At 67.4% G+C, this 7515-nt stretch carries 7 protein-coding genes; 4 read left to right on the forward strand and 3 right to left on the reverse strand.

Annotated elements, in window-relative coordinates:
- Positions 1 to 443, reverse strand: a 443-nt coding sequence (locus ACTHLF_RS09100) for a LysR family transcriptional regulator (protein WP_440326752.1), incomplete at its 3' end; no start/stop codon positions are given.
- A gap of 197 nt (positions 444 to 640) precedes the next feature.
- Between ACTHLF_RS09100 and ACTHLF_RS09105 the strand changes: the two genes are divergently transcribed.
- Positions 641 to 1021 carry a tautomerase family protein gene (locus tag ACTHLF_RS09105; protein WP_440326754.1) on the forward strand — a complete coding sequence of 127 codons (381 nt, stop codon included), beginning with the start codon at positions 641 to 643 and terminating at the stop codon, positions 1019 to 1021.
- A gap of 64 nt (positions 1022 to 1085) precedes the next feature.
- Here the strand turns inward: ACTHLF_RS09105 and ACTHLF_RS09110 are convergent, their stop codons facing one another.
- The gene (locus ACTHLF_RS09110) at positions 1086 to 3674 is read right to left on the reverse strand and encodes an ATP-binding protein (RefSeq protein WP_440326756.1); all 2589 of its coding nucleotides are present in this window, start codon (positions 3672 to 3674) and stop codon (positions 1086 to 1088) included.
- Positions 3675 to 3762: 88 nt separating this feature from the next.
- Positions 3763 to 4116 carry a DUF4242 domain-containing protein gene (locus tag ACTHLF_RS09115; RefSeq protein WP_440326758.1) on the reverse strand — a complete coding sequence of 118 codons (354 nt, stop codon included), beginning with the start codon at positions 4114 to 4116 and terminating at the stop codon, positions 3763 to 3765.
- A gap of 153 nt (positions 4117 to 4269) precedes the next feature.
- Here ACTHLF_RS09115 and ACTHLF_RS09120 point away from each other — a divergent pair, with 153 nt between their 5' ends.
- The 3 genes from ACTHLF_RS09120 to ACTHLF_RS09130 all read left to right on the forward strand — a co-directional run bounded on the left by ACTHLF_RS09120 (position 4270) and on the right by ACTHLF_RS09130 (position 7301).
- Complete coding sequence (locus tag ACTHLF_RS09120) at positions 4270 to 5223, forward strand: GlxA family transcriptional regulator (protein WP_440326760.1); 954 nt, start codon at positions 4270 to 4272, stop codon at positions 5221 to 5223.
- Positions 5224 to 5330: 107 nt separating this feature from the next.
- The gene (locus ACTHLF_RS09125) at positions 5331 to 6317 is read left to right on the forward strand and encodes a VOC family protein (protein WP_440326762.1); all 987 of its coding nucleotides are present in this window, start codon (positions 5331 to 5333) and stop codon (positions 6315 to 6317) included.
- Between the two features lie 96 nt (positions 6318 to 6413).
- Positions 6414 to 7301 carry a DMT family transporter gene (locus ACTHLF_RS09130; protein ID WP_440326764.1) on the forward strand — a complete coding sequence of 296 codons (888 nt, stop codon included), beginning with the start codon at positions 6414 to 6416 and terminating at the stop codon, positions 7299 to 7301.
- Positions 7302 to 7515 lie beyond the last annotated feature (214 nt).

Consider the following 7515-nt stretch of genomic DNA (forward strand, 5'->3'; position numbering starts at 1 on the left):
AGGGCCATATCGAGACGGCCGCCTCTCAACGCATCCATCAGCGCGGTGTTGCGGGCCAGGACCACTTCGAACTGCAGGCGCGGATGCGCGCGGCGGAACAGCCCAAGCACCTCGGGCAAGACGCTCTCGCCGAAGTCTTCCTGCAGGCCGAGCCGTACGCGGCCGGCGAGGTGTGCGCCCTGAATCGCGGTGGCCGCTTCGTCATTCAACTCGAGCAGCCGCCGCCCGTACGCCAGCATGATTTCGCCGGATTCCGTGAGGGCCAGGCCCCGACCGGATTTCTTCAGGAGTGGCGCGTCCATCTGGTCTTCCAGGCGCTTCAGCTGGGCGCTTACCGCGGAGGTCGACCGGCCCAGCCGTTCGGCCGCCTTGGCGAAGCTGCCCAGTTCGACGCCCGTGACGAAGCTGCGGATCACATCGAGATCGAAGGTGAGACGGCTCATGCGTACAGTCCTGTTTTTCGGGATCGTTGATCCAGAACTTTCTGATTTTCAAAACGATCATCCGAGCCTAAGCTCTACCCGTCAACCCGCCTCGCGGCGCCCGGAGTTGATGCGCGAAGCATTCCGATGCCCGATGCCTACGCAGTCGGCAACATCTCCTAACCCAACCAAGTCTGGCCCCACCCGAGGACGCTTATATGCCACTCGTTCGCATCGATCTTCGCCGCGGCAAGCCTGCCGCGCACATCAAGGCTATTCGTGACGGCATTTACACCGCCAGGCACCAGAGTTTCCAGGTGCCGGAGGCGGACCGGTTCATCGTCGTGCACCAGCACGATGCCGATGAGTTCGACTATGACCCGGATTACCTGGGCATCCATCGCACCGATGACCTGGTCATGATCCAGGTCACCTGCAACAACACCCGTGGCATTCCGCAGAAGAAGGCGTTTTACGCGGCGGTGGTTGAGCAGTTGACGGCCAGCCCCGGGCTGCGGCCTGAGGATGTGCTGATCAACCTGGTGGAGACGGCGAAGGAGAACTGGTCGTTTGGGAATGGGGTTGCGCAGTATGCGTAGTGTGGTGGATGGGCGTGGTTGTCGCGGCGACATCGCGCGCAAGCGCGCTCCCACAAGGAGGGGGTTAGCGGTCGGTGAGGAGGCCCAGGCGGCTCGCCATGGCTACGGCTTCGCCGCGGGAACATACATCCAGCTTGCGGAGGATGGCGGAGATGTGGTGTTCCACGGTTTTCTCCGAGCGGACGATGTGTTGCGCGATCTCGGCGTTCGACAGGCCTTTCGCGAGCAGGCCCATGACGTGCATCTCGCGGGTCGTGAGGCCGGCGGCGTTGGCGACCGTGGCCGCCCTCGGCCCGCGGGTGACGCCGCGTACACCGGCTTGCCGCAGGCGTTCGCGGCAGAGCTTGATCGTGGCCGTGGCGCCGAGTGCTTCGAAGATCGCCAGCGCGGTGAGCTTGTCGCCTTCATCGCCATCCCACAGGGCCATCGCCCGCATGTACGGGCAGCCCAGGCGTTCCCACGCATCGGCCGCAGCCTGCCAGTCGCCGGAGCACTGCAATGCGTAGGGGTCGTCGGCCACCTGCTGGGGGCCCGGTGTTTCGCCAAGCTTCCAGCACCAGAAGCTGAGCTCGGCGAGTTCGCGACGATCGCCGACACCCTGGGCCATCTCGCAGACTTCGCGCACCCACGCGTCGTCCAGCCGCGTTTCGCCGCGGAGCCAGGCGGCCTCCGCCCTCGCGGTGGCAACGGGGCCCATGCGCTGGAGTTCGCCCGTGTCGCTTGAAAGGCCGCGTGCCTCGTCGAGCAGCGCGTCGGCACCGGAGTCGCCGCGTCGCTGGCGAATGCGTGCAAGCACGGCCATGGCCGGAATGCGCGTGACCGGGGCGACCGCGTCGCGAACGATCAGCTGGCTCGCGAGGCGCGCCGCTTCATCCCAGCGGCCCTGCTCGAAGTCGACACGCGCCTTCCATGCGAGGGTGTAATTGGCCCACGCGTCGAGGTCCCGATCGGCGAAGTATCGATTCGCATCGTCGATGGTAAGCATCGCGCGGTCATAGGCACGTACGGTGACTTCGGTGGAACAGAGGTTCACGTAGGCGCGGGCGACCTGCTCGGCGTAGCCGTGCTCGAGTGCGATCGCCAGGCTCTCCTCGAGCAGGGTGCGGCCGTCATCGTCGCCGCGTGCGTACATCGCGGTCCCGACGTTGTTCAGGGCGTGGCTGAGCGCTTCGGTGTCGCCGATGCGCTTCGCCAGTTCGATCGCCCGGGTGCCCCACGCCACCGCCTCGCCCGTCCGGCCCGCGAGCATGTCCAGTTGCGAGCGGTTGCTCAGCGCCCAGGCGAACTCGCTGTCTTCCGCGAGCGGCTCCAGCAATGCGATGGCCTGGTCCGCATAGGCCTCGGCCTCGCGGTTGCAACCGGCGAACCAGTGCAGGCGCGACAGCCAGCGCAGCGTGCGCCCCTCCTGCGTGAGATCGCCCAGTTCGCGCCAGATCGCGAGCGCGCGCAAGCTGGCGGCCATAGCCTCTTCGGACTGGTCGGTGAGATAGCACTGGTAGGAGCGCCGGGCGAGAAGATCCGCCTGTAGCGCGGGTGACAGCGAGGCGCCGTGGGCCAGCGCGACGCCGTAGAGCTTCGCCGCTTCGCAATGCGAGTTGTGCGAGAGCGCCTCGGTGGCCGCGAGGGGTGCATATTTCAGGACGGCCGCGACATCGCCCGCACCCGCCGCGTGGTGTACCAACCGCGCCGTGGGTACGTCTTCTTCCACCTCCAGGTGGGCGAGCATGCACGCATGCAGGGTTGTGGCGTGTGGCGCAGGGAGCGCATCCTCCATCGCGATACGCGCGAGCTCGTGGCGGTACGCGTACCAGCCGTCGCTTACGGTAATCAGGCCCGACGCGAGCGCCGCCGCGACGTCTTCGGCCAACGGCGCGAGGACAGCATCGAGGGTCGCGACATCGATGCGCGCGGGTACGATCGCCACCATGTCGAGCAACGCGCGGACCGCGGGCGTCTGCCTGGCGGCGCGGGCGAGCACCGCATCGCGCACGCTCGCCGGCACGCCGTCGGCGCGCAGCACCTCGGTGACGAAGAACGGGTTGCCCGCGGTGGTCGCGAAAATGCCGTCCGGGACGCAGCCCGACTCGCGCGCCATGCTGGCCACGCCTTCCTCCGAGAGCGGCCACAGGGGAATCCGCACCACCGCATCCGCAGGCAGGTCGCCGAGGACGAGCTTCAGCGGATGCTTGTCACCGACTTCATCGTCGCGATAGGTAAGCAGGAGCATGGCGCGCAACGGATGGATCCGCCGCGCGAGGTATTTGACGAGATCGAGCGTCGCGGTATCGGCCCAATGCAGGTCTTCCAGGACCAGCAGGGTCGTGCGTGGGGATTGCTGCAGGTCGCCCAGGAAGGCGCTGAACAGCCGTGCGCGATGGCCATCGACGCCCAGCATGTCGTGCACATCCGCGTCGAAGGCGCTGGCCATGTCGTAGATCGGGCCCAGGGGGCGTGGGGAGAACAGTGCTTCGCAACTGCCCCAGAGGACCCGGTCGCCATCCACGGCCCGATCGCGCACGAGCCTGCGGACGAGGGCCGTCTTGCCGATGCCCGCCTCGCCGCTGACCAGGACCGTGAGTCCCGACCCCTGCCCTGCGCGCCCGACGGCTTCGTGCAGGCGTTGCAGGGCGTAATCGCGTTCGATGAGTTCCACCGTACAGGCTCCCCGGAACCTGCCCCATTCTGGCACCAGGCAGGTTCCGGCCAAGTGAAGCCGCATGCGGCCTTTGCACGTTCATGCCTCAGGCAGCGAGGTAGCTGAAAGGGAGCCAGGGGGTACGCAACCGCGAGCGTGCCGCCGATGCGTTCCCCGAGTGGCCTACCCCGAGGTAGAAGTACGGGTCCAGCACCGAGACCTCGGTGATGCTGCCCACCGGCAGCTGGTTCCGGCGCGCGACCTCGCGGATCGCCTCCGGGGTCGGGGCGTCGTACAGGCAGTAGGTGCGGGTGCGGTCCATGCTCACGTAGGAGTGCACCCAGGTGACGCCTTCTTCGGCATTAGTGCGGACGATGTTCCGGCACATCCGGTCGCCGGTCTCATTGGTGGGCAGATCGAGGCCACCGGGGAAAGCGCGTTCAACGATATAACGAGGCATGGGAGGTTCTCCGTGGGGGGTTACAGCCCAATGGCGGGCTGCGAGTCCAATCTACGTAGACGGGCCTCTCCGGCCATCGGGGATATCCCCCAGATTGCGCGCCGACAGCCCCTAACTTGAGGCCCTTACGTTGGGTTGACGCCCGCGACCCGCATGCGCCACCTTCCGCGGATGCGCCGCGATATCGCCATCGTCGTGTTCCCCGGATTCCAGCTGCTGGACGCGGCGGGGCCGATCGCCGTGTTCGAAATGGCCGAACGTTTCCGCCCGGAGAGTTACGCCATCCGGGTGGTGGCGCCCGGTGGTGGTGTGGTCCGCAGCTCGTCCGGCGTGAGCCTCACCGCGGAGCCCCTGGACGGCGGACGCTTCGATACCGTGATCGTCGCGGGCGGCAACCTGGCCCAGGTGGAAGCTGGCCAGCCGGGTATCGCTGCCCTGCTCGCCGGCGATGGGTGGCGGCGCGCAGCCGGTGTCTGCTCTGGCGCGTTCTTCCTCGCGGAATCCGGGCTGCTCGACGGCCGACTCGCAACGACGCATTGGGCCGCCGCAGAACGTTTCCGCCAGCGCTACCCGCAGGTACGCCTCGATGCGGACAGGATGTTCATCCGCGATGGCAAGGTCTGGACTTCGGCGGGTATCTCCGCCGGGATCGACCTCGCGCTTGCGCTGGTCGAGGACGATCTGGGCCCGGGCATTGCACGGCGTACAGCACAGCAACTCGTCGTGCACCAGCGCAGGCATGCCGGCCAGTCGCAGTACTCGGTGCTCGTGGAACAAGGCGGCCGCACCGGTCGCTTCGGGGACCTCATCGGCTGGATGCAGGCGCGGCTCGCCGAACCGATGCCGATCGAACGGCTGGCCGAGCGCGCCGCGATGAGCCCGCGCAACTTCGCGCGTGCGTTCGCCGCCGAAATCGGCGCGACGCCGGCGAAGGTGGTCGAGGGGCTTCGCCTCGAGGCGGCTCGCATTGCCGTGGAAACCAGCCACCTGCACCTGGAGCACATCGCGAGCTCCACCGGTTTCGGCGATGCGAGCCGGATGCGTCGTGCGTTCGTGCGCGCGTTTGGCACCTCGCCGCAGGACCTGCGCCGAAGCGCGGGCGCCTGAACAACCGGTGCGCCGCTGGCCGTTTTCGCCCGGAAATTGTCCTTGCGGGTGGTAGCCCCGGCGCCGGTAAATGAGCGCACCCGAACACCACTGGCCTGAGGATTCGCATGCGCCTTATCCCGCTTATTTCGGCAAGCCTGCTGTGCCTGGCCGCGGCCGGCGCACACGCCGCCGCCCCCATCGCGTCCACCACGCGACTGGACCACGTCCTGCTGTGGGGCAAGGGTATCGACCAGGCCACCTCGGTGATGGCGGTGAAACTCGGTTTCCAGGTGCGTCCGGGGCGCGACCCCGGCGGCGTCGCGAACCGCTACATCCGCTTCGCCGATACGAGCTTCATCGAGTTGCTCGGCATCACGAAGCCGGATCCCACCTTCGATCCCGGCATGAAGGAAGACCAGCAGGCGCTGAAAGGCGGCCCCGGTTCGCGTACCTTCGGCTTCCGCACCTCATCGCTGGACACGCTGCGCGGCGCGTTGCAGGCCCTGCATTACCCCGTCACCCAGGTGTTCTCCGGCCCCGATAGCGCGCGGCCCGGCTGGCACCTGTTCGCCTTCGATCTCGACAAGCCGCCGCTCTCGAGCAATACCTTCTTCATCGACTATGCCGCCGACTACGCACCCGACCAGTTCGATCCGGCGAACAAGGAGGATTACCGGGTGACGCGCGAGCACCCCAATGGCGCACGCGAGCTCTCGTCGATCTGGCTCGTATCGGGCGATGCCGATGCGGATCGCAAGCAGTTGGAGACGATGGGTTTCGGCCACGCCGTGCCGGTGAAACTGCCTGCCGTGGGTGCGAAGGGCTTCTGCGTGCCGGTGGGGCCGACGGCGCTCTATGCGCTACAGCCTGATGGTGCCGGCCTCGCGTCGGATGCCATGACCCATGGTGGCCCGCGCGTCCTGGGCGTGAGCCTGGGCGTCAGCGATCTCGAACGCGCACGACGCTGGGTGGAGCGTGGGTACGAGCGGAAGCTCGACACCTACCAAGGGCCTGGCGGGGAATCGGTGCTGGCCCCGACCACCGACGACCTGGGCCTGTCGATTGAATTCCATGCGATGCAGCCGAAGCGGTCGGCCTGCCCGGCGGGTTGATCACGACAGAACGGACCTGCGCGACGGATCGCAACAGCGTGCACTCGCCTCCGGTAATGCGCGACTATGTGCGTTTGGTTCGGTGGATCAGCAGGCATGAACGAAGGCAAGGCGTCCGCGGGCGCCATGACCGCGCTGGGCGCAACCGTCGTGATCTGGGCGTTCAGCTGGATCGTGATGAAGCTGGTGCTGCGCTACGCGGGGCCGTTTGACTTCTCCGCGATGCGCTATGCCATGGGCGCCGCGATGCTGTTCGTGGTGCTCATCGTGATGCGGCGCCCGCTCGCGCCGACGCCGCTGGCGGGCACGATCGTCACCGGGCTTGCGCAGACCGCGGCCTTCCAGGGGCTGGGCCAGTTCGCGCTGACCGCGGGCGGCACCGGTCGTGTCGTACTGCTCGCCTATGCCATGCCGTTCTGGGCCGTGCTGCTCGCGTGGGCGATCCTGGGCGAGCGTCCCGTCGCACGACACTGGATCGGTCTCGCGCTGGCTGCCGTCGGCCTAACCTGCGTCATCGCGCCCTGGCATGGGCTGGGCAATCCGGTGAGCACCCTCTTCGCCCTTGTGGGCGGCATGTGCTGGGCGCTGGGCACGGTGACGAGCAAACAGATGTTCCAGCGCCACGCGCCCGATCCGCTGACCTTCACCGCATGGCAGATGGCGTTCGGTGCCGCGGGCCTCGGTATCGTCGCCTTCCTCGTGCCGCAGCGGCCGATCGAGTGGAGTGCGGAGTTCATCGCCGGGCTCGCCTACTCCGTCGTGCTGGCGACGAGCCTCGCGTGGACCCTGTGGCTGCTCGTCGTACGCAAGCTGCCGACCGCGGTGGCCTCCGTATCGTCACTCGCGGTTCCCGTCCTGAGCGTGCTCATGGCGTGGGCCGTGCTGCACGAAGCGCCGAAAGCCAACGAGTGGCTGGGCATGGCGTTCATCGTGGCGGGGCTCGTGGCGGTGAGCGGCGTCACTGCACGCACACCGCCGCGCTGATCAGCTCTTGTGGGAGCGCGCTTGCGCGCGATCGCGCTCCTACAACGTCGTGACCTATTTCACCGTCCCGAGCCACTTGAGCAACGCCTGCGACAGTTCGGTGCGCTGGTCGGAATAGGAATGATCGGTCGGAAGATGCAGGGTCGTGACCTGGTGGTCACCGGCTTTCTTTAGCGCCTCGATGTAAGCGCCTGCGAGCGGTGCGAGACCATCA

Source organism: Luteibacter sp. (assembly GCF_051958795.1).
Classification (GTDB): domain Bacteria; phylum Pseudomonadota; class Gammaproteobacteria; order Xanthomonadales; family Rhodanobacteraceae; genus Luteibacter.

Excerpts from the sequence above, each read along its gene's own strand:
- ACTHLF_RS09105 (WP_440326754.1), top strand. The coding sequence starts at position 641 with ATGCCACTCGTTCGCATCGATCTTCGCCGCGGCAAGCCTGCCGCGCAC.
- ACTHLF_RS09115 (WP_440326758.1), bottom strand. The coding sequence starts at position 4,116 with ATGCCTCGTTATATCGTTGAACGCGCTTTCCCCGGTGGCCTCGATCTG.
- ACTHLF_RS09120 (WP_440326760.1), top strand. The coding sequence starts at position 4,270 with ATGCGCCACCTTCCGCGGATGCGCCGCGATATCGCCATCGTCGTGTTC.
- ACTHLF_RS09125 (WP_440326762.1), top strand. The coding sequence starts at position 5,331 with ATGCGCCTTATCCCGCTTATTTCGGCAAGCCTGCTGTGCCTGGCCGCG.
- ACTHLF_RS09130 (WP_440326764.1), top strand. The coding sequence starts at position 6,414 with ATGAACGAAGGCAAGGCGTCCGCGGGCGCCATGACCGCGCTGGGCGCA.